Consider the following 17437-nt stretch of genomic DNA (forward strand, 5'->3'; position numbering starts at 1 on the left):
TTACAATGAATAAAGTTATAAAACATTTTACGTAAATAGTACTATATAAGACCCAAAATCTAAACTCTCCTTAATAAAAAAATTCTGCACAACCAAGGAACATACGTTCTTTATTTTTGATTGTTTAGAATATATAATGGTCATAATAGTAATAATAAAATGTTTGGAGTGATCGTATGAAGCAGGCAACACCATATTTAACATTCAATGGCACCGCTAGAGAAGCATTACAATTTTATAAAGAAGTGTTTGAAGGCGAAATTATGAATTTGCAAACCTTTGGTGACGCAGATTATCCAACTCCTCCTCATGCAGATCAAAGAATCATGCATGCACAATTTAAAAAGGATGACTTCCTTATAATGGTATCTGATTCATTTACAGATGGATCTGTACAAACTGGCAACCATATTTCCTTAGTTGTTGAGTTTGAATCAGAAGATGAAATCCAAACAATTTATAGTCGATTAATTAGGGAAGGGAAAATACTTATGGAGCTCCAAGATACTTTTTGGGGAGCAAAATATGCAAAGGTACAGGACCCTTTTGGAGTAGTATGGGATTTGAATATGACAAAGAAATAAAAAGAAGAGAGCTTTGCTCTCTTCAAACTTAACGATAATTATTTGAATTGCTGCGATTATTGTTATTATTATTGTTGCTATAACGTTTTCCTGAAGAACCTTGGCGAGATCGAACTGGTGCTTTTTGTCTCCCACTTTGCCCGCTGTATGACTTTCCGCGGTCATCATTTCTTCGTTCACGTTTATTAGGCAGAGGTTTTTCTTCCGTAAGCTTAACTGGAGTTGTGTCCGGCTCCTTTGTTAGCATTTTTAGCACAGCTTGAACAATGATTGTTGCATCTTGCTGTTCTAATAATTCTTCAGCTGCCTGCTTATAATATTGAAGATTATTTGATTCTACAGATTGAAGGATGCGTTCGATTACTGCCTTTTGCTGTCCTTCCAGTGCTTCATCTAAAGTAGGAGGCTTCATTCTGTCCATTTTTCTCTTCGTTGTTCGTTCAACAACCTGCAGGTAAGATTTTTCTCTTGGAGTAATGAATGTCATCGCTACCCCTGTCTTACCGGCGCGTCCCGTACGTCCAATACGGTGCACATAGCTTTCAGGGTCCTGAGGGATGTCAAAGTTATACACATGCGTTACCCCTGAAATGTCCAAACCTCGCGCAGCCACATCGGTTGCAACAAGAACATCAATAGAGCCTTCCTTAAATTTGCGTAATACAGAAATTCGTTTAGCTTGGCTTAGATCTCCATGAATGCCTTCAGCATTGTAGCCTCTAAGGTTTAATGCCTCTGCTAGCTCATCCACACGACGCTTTGTCCGTCCAAAAACAATCGCAAGCTCTGGTGATTGAATGTCAAGAAGTCTTGTTAAGATATCAAATTTGCTTCTCTCTTGTACTTCCAGATAATATTGCTCAATTAAAGGAACTGTAACTTCCTTTGTCTTAACCCGTACGATTTGAGGATCCCTCATGAATCGCTCTGCCATTCTTTGGATTGGAGGCGGCATTGTTGCTGAGAATAACAATGTTTGTCGCTCTTCAGGAATTTGTGCAAGAATCGCTTCAATATCCTCAATAAAGCCCATATTCAGCATCTCATCAGCTTCATCCAGAATAGCTGTATGAACATTCTCTAGGCGTAATGTTTTACGGTTAATGTGGTCCAAAATACGTCCAGGTGTCCCTACAATAATATGTGGGCGATTTTTCAATGCGCGGATTTGACGGTTAATATCTTGTCCCCCATAAATAGCAAGGACTCTTGCTCTTTTTCCATAGCCTATTTTGTATAATTCCTCGGATACTTGAATCGCTAACTCACGTGTCGGTGCAATAACAATTCCTTGAATTACATCTTTTTCATGATCAATTTTATCAATCATCGGTATTCCAAATGCTGCTGTTTTTCCGGTACCCGTTTGAGCCTGTCCAATTAAATCTTTACTTTCTAAGCTTAACGGAATGGTTTGCGCCTGAATTGGTGTTGCTTCTTCAAATCCCATTCGTTTCAGGGACTTCATCGTTGCTGGGCTGATACCCAAATCTTGAAACTTTGTCACTGTATTCTCTCCTTCTAACTATCACTAATCCTAAGTTCTTTTATTTAACATGAGAGATTGTCCTCTCATGAGGTTGACCAATGAGTGCACTTTTTCACAAAAACAAGTAAACATTAAACTGCATTTAATGCACAGAGACCCCACCAAAGATAATCTCCTATGTATTATTCATAATATGAATGTGTGTAAGCCATTTATTAGATGTTAAAAAAACCTTTTCTATTTGTCTATAAAAAGTTTCAAAAAAATAAAATTCACATCCAATTAACCTTACTTGAAAGTGAAAAAAGACATTCTCCAACAGGAGTATGTCCGGATTTCAAAAGAAGTTCCTCTTGGCACTTTGTTGATAATTCTACCACTATAAGAGCGTGTTTGCAATTCATGCAAAAAGGGAACTATTTTGAAACTTGTTCCCTTGTGATTAAAAAGTGGTAAATTTCAGAAAAGAGGTTTTCTCTTTCCTCACAATGACAAATGAGATGTTTTGATTCTTTTAAATAAACGAGCTTTTTTGCTGAAGCTCCAATACTTTGGTATAAATATTGTGCACTTTTTGGCGGCACTACCCCATCACATTCCCCTTGGGCAATAATGGTAGGGATCTCAATTTTATTCAGTATAGGTCTTACAGCCCCTACAAGTCTTCGGAACTGTAATGTAGCTGTAATCGGGGTAGCCATGATTTTACGCTTATACCTCATAAACATTTCATTTTCTGATAAACGGCCCCGAAAAGCATCTCTTGCCATTTCGCCAATATCGATTAGCAGTTGCTTAGGGTTGACGTAATAAGCAGCTGCACTTAAAAGTACAAGCTTTGTTACAGGATAATGGACAGCCAAATAACTGGCAATAAGTCCTCCCATTGAAAAACCAATAACGTATACCGTTTCACACTTTTCGATTAACTCCTGTAATTCCTGTTCTGCATGTTCAATCCAATTGTGATATTGGATTCCTTTTAAGCTTAATATATCTCCATGTCCCGGAAGTGTAGGAACGGCAATTTCCCAGTTTGTCCGTTTCTTTAAATAGGCTACTAGCGGCTCAACTTCGAAGGGAGCTCCTGTAAAACCATGAATACATAAACATCCAATCACGAAAATCACCACCAGCTTTTTTTAGGAACATTCATATTTTACACCTTTTTCCCGGAAGCATGCTGGTTTTAAGATTAGATAATGAAATTCAATATATGCGTTTTTTTTTGCAAATAATGAATACATTCTGTCGATATTACAAGGAAAATGTATTATTTTACAATAATATGCTAATATATTCTAATCTATGCTTTTTCATTTAAGGAGAGGAAAAACATGAAGATTAAGACACTAATAAAAGTAATTTCCATTGTAACCTTTATTTTGATTGGTTTGACAGGCTGGAGCATTTATTCATTCTCAGAAAATATGAAGGTACAAACTCAAACCTTAAATAACGAAAAAGAATTAACGCTTCTCGCATTTCAAATACAGGAAGCATCAAGTTATTTAACAAACGAGGTAAGGTCATATACTCAATTTGGCGGCAAGGTATATTATGACAATTATTGGAAAGAGATCAATGAGACAAAAACGGGTGGAAAGATAATCGCTAGACTGAAAGAGCTGCGAATACCTGATCATTTACTCCAATATGTGATTCAAGCTCAAGATAACTTAGAAAAGCTTGTTCCTCTTGAAGAAGATGCAATGAACTCTGTTAAAGAGGGAAATTTCGACCATGCAAGGTCTATTGTGTTTGGTCCTGCATATAACACCGGCAAAGAAAAAGTAGTAAAGCCATTACAAGACTTCAGCAAAGAGCTTTCATTATACACAAAAGAGCAGGCAGAGGAAGCTGCAGCTGCAGCAAAATGGAGTCAAACAATACTTATCATTTCTACAATACTGTTAATGTTATCGATTATTATTACTCTTATATTAATCTATTTTAAGATCAAGCCATTAGATAAGGTCGCTGAAAATGTTAAACACATTGCTGGCGGTGACCTGACCATTAATGAATTGAAGATTCGTTCTAAAGATGAAGTAGGATATTTAGCCAAGTCATTTAACCATATGGTAAATAACTTAAAAACGCTTATTCAGCATGTGAATCTGACATCCGAGCAGGTGGCTGCATCATCGGAGGAATTAATGGCCAGCACAGAACAAACGACCTCTGCAACAAATCAAGTAGTCGAATCTCTTCAAGCAGTGGCTGCTAAAATTGAACGCCAAGAAAAGAATACAGAAGAAAGTGCACGATCAATTAGTGATATTGCAGTTGGCATCCAGCGAATCGCTGAATCATCCTCATCCGTCGCAAAATCGGTAAATGAAACAACTAGACAAGCGAATATTGGAAATGATTATCTTCAAAAAGTTGCCGGGCAAATGAGTTTTATTTTTGAAGCAAGTTCTGAAACGAAACAAGTTATGGATAAGTTAGAGGCACGGTCAAAAGAGATCGGTAACATTATTGAGGTTATTACAAATATCGCAGAACAAACTAATCTTCTAGCTCTTAATGCAGCTATTGAGTCAGCAAGAGCGGGTGAACACGGGAAAGGTTTTGCTGTTGTTGCCGATGAGGTTAGAAAGCTGGCAGAGCAATCCAGAAATTCTGCAAACCAAATTGGAGAAATTATTAAATTAATTCAATCCGATACAATTAAAGCTGTAGACATGACCAATAAAGGAAATGATGAGGTAAAGAGCGGTTTAACCCTAGTTGATGAAACCGGAAATTCATTTAACCAAATATTACTTTCTATTGAATCCGTCAGCTCTCAAGCTCAAGAGCTTTCGGCTATATCTGAGGAAATATCCGCAAGCGCAGAGCAGGTCAATACTTCTATCGAAGAGGTTACAGAATTAGCCAAATCCTCTTCATACAGTACAGCTGAAATTGCTTCTGCATCAGAAGAACAGCTAGCTACACTTGAGGAAGTTTCAGCTTCCGCATCAAACTTAGCAAGCATGGCAGAAGGATTAAGGGACAAAATTAAACAATTCAAGCTATAAAATAAGAAAAGTGCAAGCGCCTTGCTCACCCCCGACAAGCACAAGACGGGCCTCTCGGAAAGGTGTTCTTTACCTTTCTGGGAGGAACGGCTTGTGACCTCGAGGGGGTAGGCGCTGGAGCTAGACATTTCTCAGAGTCAAAGAGTTATACTTTCTTATCTTTTAAAAAACAGGATCATCAGGTCCTGTTTTTTTAGATTCTTTGGAGTAGAGATTATGAAAGACCTAGTGGGTCTAAAACTTGTCAGCTAATTGGTTGTTCATTTCACTTAAATGCTCAGCCATTTCAGAAATTTCTTGGGATGCCACAGAAATGTCCTCAAAAGCTTTCTTGAAATCTTCTAAGTAAGTACTAAATGCAGAAATTTTATTTTCAGTTATTTGAACACCATCAATAGACTTTTCAAAAATGCGAATCATATTTTGGTTTGTAAATCTGTACGTATCGATTTCTCCCACAATTTGCTGAAAGCTTTGTTCAAACTTTTCAATTGTTGTTTGAACAGTTCTGATTTGTCCTTGAATATGATCAAGAGCTACTTCAGTTTGACGTGCCAACTGCCTAACTTCCTGTGCAACAATCGAGAAACCTTTCCCATGCTCTCCTGCCCTCGCTGCTTCAATAGCTGCATTTAAAGATAAAATGTTAGTCTGCTTTGAAATCCCCCGAATGGAATTCACGACGTGACCAATATGCGCAGAACTTTCGCTTAGTTCTAAGGTCAATGCATTTGTTGTTGAGATTAATTCAACAACCTTATCTATTTTTGATAATGTACTTGATACTTCTTCCTTTCCTTCCTCTGCCTCATCCATTAAAGTTTTGGATGATACTCGCATCTCAAGTATTTCTTCGAACATTTGCTTTACCACATGTCCCTTGTCAGCGATCGCAGAAGTTGTCTCTTCAACACTTGCAGCAAGTGTAACAGCTGAATCCTTTAAATCTGATTGAAACGCCTTTATTTCTTCCATCCTCATCATCGATGATGTATAGGAATCTATATACGTTTCAATTCCTATTTGCATATCAAAGGAACAAAGACGCTGGAAAGATGTAAAATAATCATGTATTCTCTCACTAGAATCAATTTCTTTCATTAAAACTGACAGAATTTCATTTTGTAGAATTGTGTACGCTCCGATATACCATTGGGGTAATAAACCAATCCGATTATGGACATGGCCAACCATTTTCCGCCTGCTTACATATTTTTCTCCAATTTCACCTGTAACCATTTCAAGAAGATACTGTACAAACGTTTGTTTTAATCGGTCAATAGAAGAATGCTTTTGAATAATTTCCAACAAATTTGGCATTACTTGAACTTTAGTGTAAAAATGCTCAACGATGTCCATGGCATTTTTCTCAATAAGAGAGCGCATCTCTACAAGATTAGCAAGATCATTTTCAGTTAAGCCAGTAAATAATAGCTGAGGATATTCTTTGGTGCCCTTTAATTCCCTGTAGTTACTAGCGATAATTTTCTCTGCTTGCGGTGGTATTTTTTTAATTTCTTCTTTCAAATTTCTTTTTCTAAACAAGCCAATGGCTCCCGTTTCATTAAATAGTAAAGACTTGAAGGAGTTTGTATACATATAATCACCCTATTAATAAAATTCCCCATCACAACTATATATAGAAAAAAATACAATTGGATATGACTTTTGTCACTGATCAGTTATTACTTGATTAAAAGTGAATGCATTTGTGTGAAAAATTATTAAAATAGATTTGAACCATTTTCCTTTGTCATTTGTATAAGAGATAAAAGCAAAATAAAGGGGAGTTAAATATGGGTATCGGTTTTATCATTTCTTTAATTGTTTCTGGTGTTTTCATTACTGTCATTATGCTTATTGTAATTCCGATGGACAGAAAATATATTGTTAGAGAAAATCGGAAAATTAATTTTCAAAAGTCTAAGATTCTTTTTCGCTGGAATGTTTTTGATACGATATCGGTGTCTATCGCGATCTACGCGATTATTTGCATACAAATCTTAAACTTCTTAATATCTGGCGGAGAAACAATTGAAAATCCATATGTCCAGTTTTTTACGAATCAGGGGCAGGCATGGGTTATTGTTGGCTCATTATATCTAATTAGCCGAATATCCCTTGTATTAAAGGGGCTTAAGGAGATATCTAAAGATGAAGGATGAGTTACATCAGGCGAATCTTCTTATGCTAAAGATTCAGCAGAATACAAATGAAGAAGCATTTAATAAGCTCTATACCTTATTAAAACCTTCGTTATACTCTTTCCTTTTTCGCTATACGAGGGATGAACAGCTTAGTGCAGATCTTGTTCAAGATGCCTTTATGAAATTGCATAGGAATAAAGATCGCTTTCATCCGGATAAAGGCAGTGTTAAAACTTATTTATTTCGAATAGCCTATACTTTAATGATAAATAAAATACAGAGAAGAAATCGTTGGACGAAGATTCTTCCCTTTTTAGTGCCTCAGCCACATGCTGATTCCGCAATAAAAAGCACTGACAGAGTAACCATTAGGGAAGCTATAATGAAATTACCGGAAAGTCAAAGAGCTGTTATCATTCTAAGCTACTATCATGACATGTCCCATGCCGAAATTTCAGAAATTATCAATATTCCAATCGGTACCGTAAAATCAAGACTTCATCATTCGTTAAAAACATTACGCACATATTTGGAGGTGGAAGCAGATGGACAAAGAAAAACAAAATAACGATTCGGTAAAAGTAGACCCTTTTTTAAAATGGCATTTAGACTCTGACCAGTTCGATGTTCCGGATATTCCGCTGAAAAAGAATAAAATAGACCGCTTTTTTAGATACCTTGGTTCTCCAGCTAATAATCCGTTTGAGCGCTATATTAATCATGCTGGCAATCTAACTGTTCTTGCAATTTCTCCGATTCTTTTAGGATTCATCTTCTTTCTCTTACAATTTATTAAAGTTAGCTTGTAGAAATAAATCCCTGTTCCACATGGAACAGGGATTTATTTCTACATAATACAACTTCCGTTAATTATTATTTCACAAAAGGATTTTCAAAAATTGCATTTAACAAGAGAACCACTTCTCCCTCTTATTATCACAACTTCATCCGAAATAACAAAAGCATAAAATATTATTCATCATTTTATGCTGTTTAATAATTTCATTAATTTTCATTGTAACAGTTTTTTATTGAAGTGCTGTCACAACTTCTTCAAGCTTCATACCCCTTGACGCCTTCACTAAAACAATCGTTTCCTCATTGACAATCTTTTCAAGCTTCTCTATAAGTGCTTGCTTTTCAGTAAAGGCAAAGACCCGATCAGAAGGCAATTTCGTTTTTGCACCTTCAGCAATTAATTCTCCTAGTTTTCCAAACGTAAAAACAAAATCAATTTTTTGAGGATCGATTGATTCACCCATTTTTAAATGAAATTCCTCTTCTTGCGGCCCTAACTCAAGCATATCCCCAAGAACAAGAATTTTATTTTTATATCCCGGTAGATGTGAAAGAAGCTCTATCGCCGCATGCATAGATGTGGGACTTGCATTATAAGCATCATTAATGATTTTTTCTCCTTTTTTTCCTTGTAAAAGCTCGGTTCTCATATTGGTTAGCTTCAGCTCAGAAAAACCTTCATTCATCCGTTCAAATGGAACTCCAAAATGACTGGCTACTGTCATGGCTGCTAAAGCATTTAATACATTATGAGTTCCAAGAACCGGAAGCTTAAACTCTATATCCGTAACATTTGTTTTAAAAGTACTTCCAGTGTCATTCTGTTTAATATCAACAGGAAAAATATCGTTTTTTCCGCTTCTGCCAAATGTTTTGATTTGGATATTCCCTTCATAATCCGATAGCCTATCATGTAGCAAAGGTTCATCACCATAATAAGTAATTACCCCTTTTTCCTTAAGACCATGAATTATTTCTAATTTCGCTTCAGCAATTCCCTCTCTTGAGCCAAGATCAAGAAGATGTGACTCCCCAATGTTTGTAATAATCGCTGCCTCTGGCTCGGCCAAACGAGTTAGAAAATCAATTTCTCCCCTGCTGCTCATCCCCATCTCAAGGACCGCAATCTCTGTATCCTTATCAAGATCAAGAATAGTCAAAGGCAAACCAATTTCATTATTAAAATTACCTTCTGTTTTTTGAACCTTATATTGAACAGAAAGCAGATTTGCTGTCATATCCTTTGTTGTTGTTTTTCCATTGCTTCCTGTAACTCCAACAATTCGTACGCCTAACATATGTCTATAACTTCTAGCCAGTTCTTGTAAAGCTATCAATGTATCTTCAACAATTAATATTGGTAAATGAATGGGAGGATTCGGGATATCCTTTTGCCACAGGGCTGCTCCGGCTCCCTGCTTTATGGCCGCCTCAACAAATTGATGACCATCGAAATTTTCACCCTTAAATGGGACAAATAAATGTCCAGGCTGGATTTTTCTAGAATCGATACTTACACCGTTTATTTCATTATCGTGAAAAACAGAGAGATCATTTTCCACCTGAATCATCTCGGTAATCTCTTTAAGCGTTTTTCTTATCATGGGTACCTCCTCATAGACTAGCGAATAAACTCAGCTATCTACAATATAAATATTAGTTATGCTTTATGTATAGAAGAAACACGGCTAATACGCCGTGTCTACTATACATGATAAAATTCTTTTTTGCATTTATTCCATTGTATATTTAATATGCTGCTTTTCCTCATATCTTTCAATAGCTAAATTCACAAGCCGCTCAATAAGCTGAGGATATTCAACTCCACTATGCTTCCACAGAAGCGGGAACATACTAAATGGAGTAAAGCCAGGCATTGTATTTACCTCATTGATAAACCATTTTCCTTCTCTTGTTAAAAAGAAATCTGCTCTTACAAGCCCTGAACAATCTAATGCTTTAAACGCACGAATGGCCATTTCCTTCAGTTCATTGTACTCAGACTCAGTAATTTCTGCTGGAATAATCAATGCTGTATTTCCATCTTCATATTTAGCTTTATAATCATAAAATTCCTTTTTCGGCACTATTTCACCAGCTACAGAGCATTCAGGATTATCATTTCCAAGGACGCCTGCCTCTATTTCTCTAGCAGAAACCCCTTCTTCAATAATAATCTTGCGGTCAAATTGAAAAGCTTCTATGAAGGCTCTTTCTAATTCAGCTCTGTTTGTACATTTACTAATACCGACACTTGACCCTAGGTTCGCTGGCTTAACAAAGCAAGGATAGCCTAATTCCTTTTCAACCTTGTCATATGCATCGTCGTTCGACTTTTCCCACTCACTGCGGATAAACCAAACATATTTCACCTGAGGAAGTCCAGCCTGAGCAAAAATATTTTTCATGATGACTTTATCCATTCCAGCGGAAGAGGATAGAACACCATTTCCCACATACGGAAGATTCAGAAGCTCAAGGAGTCCCTGAACAGTTCCATCTTCCCCATTCGGTCCGTGCAAAAGCGGGAAAATAACATCAAATGAGCTCTTTTCCGCTTCTGTCGCTTTAAACAATGCAGGAGCAAGAGCAGTTGGAGGCAGTGCTTCATGGTTTGAATATGCCAGTTCCTTTACACTCGAAACAGGACCCGTAAGCTGAGGACCTTTGTTCCACTCTCCGTCCTTTGATATATAAATAGGATAAATTTCAAATTTCTCTAAATCTAACGCCTTAATAACAGCCATAGCTGTTTGCATAGACACTTCATGTTCTGCGGATTTACCGCCATATAATAATCCAACTTTCGTTTTCATAAATAATATGAACCTCCATTCTCAATCACTTTCCTATTTTACCACTTAGTGAATTAAGAAAGGGAGTGATTAAGGTGTGTTTTCTTGAGGAATTTTTTACAAAACTCCGCCCATTACATTATGTGTATGTATAAAACATGGATATGGAAACTAATTTTATCTTTGGCATTCCAAAAGAATTTAAAACTCACAAACAAAAAACTAGACAAACTCTGCTGTTTAGCAATCAGTGCCGGTGCCCTGTCAGCCATTTTATTTTAATGTAATTTAACCATTGGCCATTACTTTTTTGTGAATTCTTAATAGAAATTTAAAATTTATGTAAAAGAAGAAGCATGATCTGTCCTTCAGAGCAATTTTTATACTAATCAAACGTTTGATTGAATTTAAACAAACGTTTGATTAATAGAATGTTTAACCTAAATAACCTTTTTCTCCAAAAAAAATACCCTTTCAACAAGGATATAATTGATACATATTAGCTCCAATAATTCTTCATCAATTCCTTTGACCAGTCCGGCTGCTTAACTGTTTCTTTGGGTAAGAACTCCTTCATGACTGGTTTGATATCGAGAATCGGGGTCCCATTTATACAGTCAAGACCTTGCACATATAGCTCCCTTCCTTCTCTTCTAATGAACTGGACAGTGGTTAACCCTAATTGGTTGGGCCGATTCTTTCCTCTTTGCGCAAATATCCCTGCTCTCGGATAGTCTGGATTATTTCTTGGATGCCTCGCTCCAGTGATAATCTTCTTCTCACTAACCTTATGAAAATAATAAATGATCTCTAAATGGGAAAAGGATTCTATTTCATATAAGGATTCTTCAGGAAGAGTATCACAAATGACAATCTTCGAAACGATTTTTCCCCAGTAATCATCTTCAATTTCAGTCCTATTATTATAGGCATAGCCAATTGGCACTAATGTTATCACTTTTTTCACCCCTATTTACTGTCCTAAAAATTTCATACAAACGTTTGTTTAAATTCAATCAAACGTTTGTTTAGTTTCAATCAAACGTTTGATTAAGGCTTTATTACTACTCAAATAGACGACTTTCAGCCTCCACTAGTTATTCCATAGGGGAACATATTTCAATATAGTGACCATCTGGATCTTCAACATATGCTACCTTTTGACCCCAAGGCTTCTCTATAGGCTCCACTAAAATCGAAACACCTTCTCCTCTTAATCTTTCAATAACGACTTCTACTTCCTCAGTGACAAATCCGAGTTCAAAGGTGTGTTCTTTTTTTATGCCGTCTGGAATCGGAAGTCCTGTCACCTCACGTGCTCCTTCTCTCGTATTAAAAGAAAGAATCGTATTTCCAGTGTTAAATTCTATATATGTACCAAATTCGTTCCTTAGCTCTAGTCCTAATAATGTTTTATAAAAATGCTTTGTTTTTTCAATATTTTCAACGTACAAAATAACATAGCCTAATTTTAGATTCATAATTTCACCTTTTTCAGCTTTTTTCCCATTAATTCTCTATTTCACAATAAAAATCCTTTCCTAAAAACAAAAAAACTAGACCCACTTTCAAAGCAAGTCTAGCTACAATGTGCTGTACACCCTTCTAAAAGCAGTTCCATCTTCCCATTTTGCACGTTAATTACTGTAAGACAAGTCCCGTGAATAAAGGGAGGGGCCCAAATTTCTTCAATCGGTGCATTTCTGCATAAAAGATAAAGTGCCTTAATGACTACTCCATGTGTCACAACAAGGACATTTCCATTCGGAGTCGTTTTCTCTAACTCTAACAAAAACTTATGAATCCGCTTCTTAACGTCAAGAAAGGTTTCCCCGCCAACACCTACGTACGATTCAGGCTGATTCCAATAAGCATGAAACTGCTCCGGATATTCTCTCTCAATGTCAGCTTCTACTTTCCCTTGCCAAGCACCTAAATGGATTTCCATTAGACGTTCATCAGTTTCAATGTAAGTTCGATGGTTTCCTGCAACAAGCATAGCCGTTTCCATTGTTCGAGTACTCGGTGAACTTATAATTCGCTGAAAATCCGTTTCTTTAAGTCTTTCTCCCAATAATCGGGCATCTTCTTTGCCCTTTTCTGTTAAAGCGGAATCCAATCTTCCCTGCGATCTTTTTTGCGTATTCCATTCCGTTTCACCATGTCTAATCACATATAATTTTAGCATTCTATCACGTCTATTTCGTAATAATAAGATCCAGCAACCCTCATTATATCCCTCATTTTCTTTTTGTTAGAGACAGCTAAAACGCAAGTGGACGGTCCTGAGGATTTATAAATATCTAGATCAGAAATGATTTCTGTATCTATAAATGTTCGGTTTGAAAATAATCCATTCAGCTCATGGAATATTCCCTTTGAACCTACAGGCAAAAGAATAGCGTCCTCTAAGACACAAAGCAGTTTAAATATCGATAAAGGGACAACTTCTGTTTCATTCTCTATCACTTCATCGCCAACTAATGGTTTGCCAATAACAGCAATCCTCGTACCGTCTGTAAAATGAGGAAGCAAATCTTTATGACTAGTTTTCTTTTTCCCAAGAACCGTTAACCCAACTGCCGACTGAACGAGAGGAAAATTACTTTCCGTACTGCCAGTAATCTGCAGGTATTTGAGACCTAATTCGGCTACTCCCCGATTAATTCCAAGAAGCAGCTCGTTCCACGAAGCTTCTCCACAAAAGTTCTGTAAGGTTACAGCAAAAGGATTACCCCCAGCAGCTAAACACTCCATGACCGCTACCCGAAAGCTATAATAGGCAACCGTGTCGTACGGAACTTGGACAGCATCCAATTCCTTTAACCCAATTCCTCCGCTATTGTCGCACGCCACAACAATTGATTCTTTCCCATTAAAGGGAATAATTAAGACATCTCTCATTGTTGAGCCCTTGCTTTAGAAAGAATCGGCTCAATGAGCTTTGCTAATCTCGGAGTAATAATGAATGCAAGCACTGTATTCATAGTCGATCCAATAAAAAGAGACGGGACGATAGACAAATAAAATTCCTTACTCATTAAAAACAGGAAGGGCAGCGGTGCAACAAATGCATTTCCTATTACAAATAATACACCTGCCTGCCACTTTAGCCCCTTTTGGTAAAAAGCAGCAAACATAAAGGCTAAGATAGCCATTTCAATGGCAACAATTCCATGAAAAGGTCCCATTGGCATACCGCCAATTAATGCCGATAGCAGATGTCCCATCGCACCAACGACTGCGCCGGAAGGACCACCCAAAAGGGCTGCTGCAAGCAATGCAGGAAAGGCATCCAATGCGACACTGCCGATCACAGCAGGGATTTTAATAGCTGCACCAATGGCAGTTAATGCAACTAATAATGCTATCAGCGCCATTTTCGTGCTTTTCATTTATTTATCCTCCTTGCGTTTCCCTTCACGAAAGACCTTGGCACTTCGGATATATTCCACATCCTTCTCATTCATCCGGAAATTAATCACTCTCGCTAATGCAAAGAAATAATCTGAGAGTCTATTTAAATACTGCTGAGATGCTTCTGAAATCTCTGGATCTGCTTTTTTAAGCGAAACGACTAATCTTTCTGCTCTTCTTGTGACTGTACGGGCAATATGAATAGAAGCAGCTGCAGGTGTGCCTCCCGGTAAAATAAACCTCTCTAGTTTAGGAGCTTCTTGAATAAACTCGTCTATTTTTTTCTCTAAATAATCAACTGATTCTTTTTGCAGCTTTAGTTCACGATCCTTCATAACATTGGCTAAGTCACCGCCGCAATCAAATAATTCATGCTGGATTTTTTCCAGATCGTCTAAAATATCCTTGAATTTTTCTGAGTCGAGCTGTGTCATCGCCTGACCAACGAAGCAATTAACTTCATCCACAGTTCCATACGCCTCTACTCGAATATCATCCTTATCCACTCTTCCACCGATAATGCTCGTTTTCCCTTTATCACCTGTACGTGTGTAAATTCTCATTGTCACTGCTCCTTTTTGTTTTTTTGAACGAATCTATTTAATACGCCGACTGATCCCATACCAGATCACATCTGTTCTCTCTGATAATCTAGCTGTATCCTGATATGCCCAGCCTGTAAAATCACGCCATTTACGATCTTCTGCACGAATAGGAACAATTCCTTTATTCATATCCGTTCCAATTAATATTATTTGTCTCCCCTGGGCTTCATTCTCCCATTTACTCCACTCTGTGAGCAGCATCTGCCATTTCTCCCGTGCTATATTAATCTCGTGCTGAGCGGCTAAACCTTTTAAGAATATTTCTATCCCTTCCAGTATGACGAACAGCTGAGGATGAAAGTCTATTTCAACACTTTCATTTCTATAGCCAGAAATCCACAAGTGAGGAGTTTCCTTTAACTTATAATATTCAGTTACCCATTTTGATTTGCCGTTAAAGGCACCTCCCGTAACAAAGTGCATCGGGCTCCCCTCCTTAAATCCTGCCGGTTCCAGACAAGCTCATAGCCCTGTCCGTGCGGTACTTTCCATTCCCAGAAATCCTTCTCCACTGATGCCCATTTCATCAATAATGTCCTAATTACACCGCCATGAGTGATAATGGCTGCTCTACTCAAGGAAGTGTTCATCATCTTCTCCTTCACGATGTCCCAGCCTTTATCCACTCGTTCAGAGTACTCCTTAAAGGATTCTCCGCCTAAGGGGTTAGCCGATAATGGAGAAGAAATCCAGCTGCGATATTCAGGTTCATGCTGAAGTTCTTTGTAAGTCTTTCCTTCCCATTCCCCAAAATTCATTTCGCGGAATTCAAAGAGTGGTTGAAGCTGCTGATCTGGAAACATCCTTCCCGCTGTCTCCAAGCATCTGCCTAAATCACTTGAAAAGAGAACTTCATATTCTTCAGAAACCCTCTCAATATCCTCGCACAAAGGGGAATCAGTCCACCCTAAATACTCACGGCGCCTGTTTGCCTCTGTCAGCCCATGGCGAAATAATGCAATAACCACAGCGTCATCCATAACAGAACCTCCGTCCCCTCAACACTAGCTCCAAGAATATCCCCTGTCATCCCGCCAAACCAGCTAATGATTTTTCTTCTTAAAGTAAGTAAAGTTATGGCAGATACTACAATAAAAACGAAAATCCCCAAAATAATTTCTTTTAAAAGAATGGCAGAGACAAGAAACAAAATGAGGATGTAAATCGGATAGCTAAGCAAAGTTCTCTTCCCAGCTGCTTGTTTAAACAGCGTGCCTAGCCCTTCTTTTTTCGCTGCTCGAACCTTTAAAAGCAGTACACCCATGACCATTTTGCTAAAAAACGGGAGCAACCCAATCAGGATATAGGAAATGGGATGAATCATCACGACGATTTCGTAAATAAAAAGAAAACGTGAGCATAATAAAACAATAACAGACAGCACACCAAAGGCACCTGTACGAGGATCACTCATAATTTCCAGCCTTTTCTCCCGTTCACTGTAAGAAAAAAAGGCATCGCTTGCATCCATCCACCCATCAAGGTGAATCCCGCCTGTTAAAATGATTCCTGCCAGCCAGACTGCAAATGCAGCTGTTAAAGAAGAAAAAGGCGTCCAGTGGAGAAAGGCATAAAGAACAAGCGCATAAATAGTTCCCTGTATAAGTCCAAGCAATGGAAAGGTTTTAATGGATCTTTCAAGATGAGCCTTATCCATTGGCAATTCAATTGGGATTGGAATTGAAGTAAAGAATTGCAGGTTTATTAATATTCCTCTAATCCACTTCATTCGTTATACCCCAGTGATATATAATTTCCTCAAGCTTATCCCAATGAAAATATTCTAATAATCTAGCTGCAAGATCATCATATTTCTCATCGTCCATTTCATTTGGATGAGAAATTTCACTACCAGGATTTACAGCCGAGAGTGAGTCTTCTTCTGCAATCATGTGATTCGCAACAAAAGGAAGCACTCCTAAAACAGGAATCCCTGTCCTTTCCTCCAGCCATGTTACTCCATCCTCGAATAACGAATGGTTTCCGTGAAACTTATTAATAATAAGCCCTTTCACTCTTTCCCTTTCATGAGGAGCAAGCAATTCTAATGTTCCAACAATGCTCGCAAAGATGCCGCCTCTTTCTATATCTGCAACAAGAATAACCGGAACATCAGCCATTTCGGCCACCTTCATATTCACAAGCTCTTTATCCTTTAAATTCATTTCAACAGGGCTGCCGGCACCTTCCATAATGAGCAGTTCATAGTCTGCTGATAATTTTTCCAAAGCCAATCCAATCGTCTTCAAACCCTTTTCGTAGAACAAGTCTCGATAGCTTTTTCCTTCAATTGTCTCCAGAGTCTCTCCGAGCAAAATCACTTCAGAACGCAGATTCGATTTTGGCTTTAAAAGTATCGGGTTCATCCATTCTGTCGCTTCCGTCTTGGCAGCTTCCGCCTGAAGCCCCTGTGAACGGCCGATTTCTTTATCATCACTAGTTATATAAGAGTAATTGCACATGTTTTGTGATTTAAATGGTGCCACTTTATATCCTTTATTCGCAAATGCCCGACATAGAGCTGTTACAATGATGCTTTTCCCTACGTCCGATGCCGTTCCTTGAATCATAAT

At 37.8% G+C, this 17437-nt stretch carries 20 protein-coding genes; 5 read left to right on the forward strand and 15 right to left on the reverse strand.

Going from position 1 to position 17437, the window contains the following annotated elements; genetic code table 11:
- Window positions 1–176 precede the first annotated feature (176 nt).
- Window positions 177–584: a VOC family protein gene (locus H0173_RS04360; RefSeq protein WP_221844954.1), complete on the forward strand. Its 408-nt coding sequence runs from the start codon at window positions 177–179 to the stop codon at window positions 582–584.
- A 28-nt stretch (window positions 585–612) separates the two neighbouring features.
- On the opposite strand, the gene cshA is transcribed toward H0173_RS04360, so the two are convergent.
- Together cshA and H0173_RS04370 are read right to left on the reverse strand one after the other, a co-directional pair.
- Window positions 613–2091 carry a degradosome RNA helicase CshA gene (gene cshA / locus H0173_RS04365; RefSeq protein ID WP_221844956.1) on the reverse strand — a complete coding sequence of 493 codons (1479 nt, stop codon included), beginning with the start codon at window positions 2089–2091 and terminating at the stop codon, window positions 613–615.
- A gap of 398 nt (window positions 2092–2489) precedes the next feature.
- Complete coding sequence (locus H0173_RS04370; protein ID WP_221844963.1) at window positions 2490–3194, reverse strand: alpha/beta hydrolase; 705 nt, start codon at window positions 3192–3194, stop codon at window positions 2490–2492.
- A gap of 216 nt (window positions 3195–3410) precedes the next feature.
- On the opposite strand from H0173_RS04370, the gene H0173_RS04375 reads away from it, so the two are divergent.
- The gene (locus H0173_RS04375) at window positions 3411–5102 is read left to right on the forward strand and encodes a methyl-accepting chemotaxis protein (RefSeq protein ID WP_221844965.1); all 1692 of its coding nucleotides are present in this window, start codon (window positions 3411–3413) and stop codon (window positions 5100–5102) included.
- A gap of 234 nt (window positions 5103–5336) precedes the next feature.
- On the opposite strand, the gene H0173_RS04380 is transcribed toward H0173_RS04375, so the two are convergent.
- Window positions 5337–6701, reverse strand: a complete 1365-nt coding sequence (locus H0173_RS04380; protein WP_221844967.1) for a globin-coupled sensor protein — start codon at window positions 6699–6701, stop codon at window positions 5337–5339.
- Window positions 6702–6898: 197 nt separating this feature from the next.
- On the opposite strand from H0173_RS04380, the gene H0173_RS04385 reads away from it, so the two are divergent.
- Genes H0173_RS04385 through H0173_RS04395 form a run of 3 tightly spaced genes read left to right on the forward strand, consistent with a single transcriptional unit; the run spans window position 6899 to window position 8058 of the window.
- The gene (locus H0173_RS04385; RefSeq protein WP_221844969.1) at window positions 6899–7267 is read left to right on the forward strand and encodes a group-specific protein; all 369 of its coding nucleotides are present in this window, start codon (window positions 6899–6901) and stop codon (window positions 7265–7267) included.
- Window positions 7257–7817, forward strand: a complete 561-nt coding sequence (locus H0173_RS04390; RefSeq protein ID WP_396021179.1) for an RNA polymerase sigma factor — start codon at window positions 7257–7259, stop codon at window positions 7815–7817. The genes H0173_RS04385 and H0173_RS04390 overlap by 11 nt, the downstream gene beginning before the upstream one ends.
- Window positions 7795–8058 (forward strand): hypothetical protein, encoded by a 264-nt coding sequence (locus tag H0173_RS04395; protein ID WP_221844971.1) that lies wholly within the window; start codon window positions 7795–7797, stop codon window positions 8056–8058. The genes H0173_RS04390 and H0173_RS04395 overlap by 23 nt, the downstream gene beginning before the upstream one ends.
- Window positions 8059–8277: 219 nt before the next feature.
- Here H0173_RS04395 and H0173_RS04400 read toward each other — a convergent pair whose 3' ends face one another.
- From H0173_RS04400 to H0173_RS04455, 12 genes are all read right to left on the reverse strand, one after another.
- Window positions 8278–9651: a UDP-N-acetylmuramoyl-tripeptide--D-alanyl-D-alanine ligase gene (locus tag H0173_RS04400; RefSeq protein ID WP_221844973.1), complete on the reverse strand. Its 1374-nt coding sequence runs from the start codon at window positions 9649–9651 to the stop codon at window positions 8278–8280.
- Window positions 9652–9780: 129 nt separating this feature from the next.
- Complete coding sequence (locus tag H0173_RS04405; RefSeq protein ID WP_221844974.1) at window positions 9781–10863, reverse strand: D-alanine--D-alanine ligase; 1083 nt, start codon at window positions 10861–10863, stop codon at window positions 9781–9783.
- A 478-nt stretch (window positions 10864–11341) separates the two neighbouring features.
- On the reverse strand, window positions 11342–11800 hold the full coding sequence (locus H0173_RS04410; protein WP_221844976.1) for an SAM-dependent methyltransferase: 459 nt from the start codon (window positions 11798–11800) through the stop codon (window positions 11342–11344).
- Between the two features lie 139 nt (window positions 11801–11939).
- On the reverse strand, window positions 11940–12323 hold the full coding sequence (locus H0173_RS04415; RefSeq protein ID WP_221844978.1) for a VOC family protein: 384 nt from the start codon (window positions 12321–12323) through the stop codon (window positions 11940–11942).
- 98 nt (window positions 12324–12421) lie between these two features.
- Window positions 12422–13030 (reverse strand): histidine phosphatase family protein, encoded by a 609-nt coding sequence (locus H0173_RS04420; protein ID WP_221844979.1) that lies wholly within the window; start codon window positions 13028–13030, stop codon window positions 12422–12424.
- Window positions 13024–13746 carry an ATP-binding protein gene (locus H0173_RS04425; protein ID WP_221844982.1) on the reverse strand — a complete coding sequence of 241 codons (723 nt, stop codon included), beginning with the start codon at window positions 13744–13746 and terminating at the stop codon, window positions 13024–13026. The genes H0173_RS04420 and H0173_RS04425 overlap by 7 nt, the downstream gene beginning before the upstream one ends.
- Window positions 13743–14237, reverse strand: coding sequence for an ECF transporter S component (locus H0173_RS04430; RefSeq protein ID WP_221844983.1), 495 nt, complete (start codon window positions 14235–14237; stop codon window positions 13743–13745). The genes H0173_RS04425 and H0173_RS04430 overlap by 4 nt, the downstream gene beginning before the upstream one ends.
- The gene (locus H0173_RS04435) at window positions 14238–14822 is read right to left on the reverse strand and encodes a cob(I)yrinic acid a,c-diamide adenosyltransferase (protein ID WP_221844993.1); all 585 of its coding nucleotides are present in this window, start codon (window positions 14820–14822) and stop codon (window positions 14238–14240) included.
- Between the two features lie 33 nt (window positions 14823–14855).
- Entirely contained in the window at window positions 14856–15287 is a 432-nt protein-coding gene (locus tag H0173_RS04440) for a bifunctional adenosylcobinamide kinase/adenosylcobinamide-phosphate guanylyltransferase (protein WP_221844995.1), read from the reverse strand.
- Window positions 15239–15844, reverse strand: a complete 606-nt coding sequence (locus tag H0173_RS04445; protein ID WP_221844998.1) for a histidine phosphatase family protein — start codon at window positions 15842–15844, stop codon at window positions 15239–15241. Before H0173_RS04445 ends, H0173_RS04440 begins: the two co-directional genes overlap by 49 nt.
- Window positions 15802–16593: an adenosylcobinamide-GDP ribazoletransferase gene (gene cobS, locus H0173_RS04450; RefSeq protein WP_221845000.1), complete on the reverse strand. Its 792-nt coding sequence runs from the start codon at window positions 16591–16593 to the stop codon at window positions 15802–15804. Before cobS ends, H0173_RS04445 begins: the two co-directional genes overlap by 43 nt.
- On the reverse strand, window positions 16580–17434 hold the full coding sequence (locus tag H0173_RS04455; RefSeq protein ID WP_313770604.1) for a cobyric acid synthase: 855 nt from the start codon (window positions 17432–17434) through the stop codon (window positions 16580–16582). The genes cobS and H0173_RS04455 overlap by 14 nt, the downstream gene beginning before the upstream one ends.
- Between the last annotated feature and the right edge of the window lie 3 nt (window positions 17435–17437).

It is taken from the genome of Bacillus sp. S/N-304-OC-R1, assembly GCF_019749375.1.
GTDB lineage: Bacteria > Bacillota > Bacilli > Bacillales > Cytobacillaceae > Cytobacillus.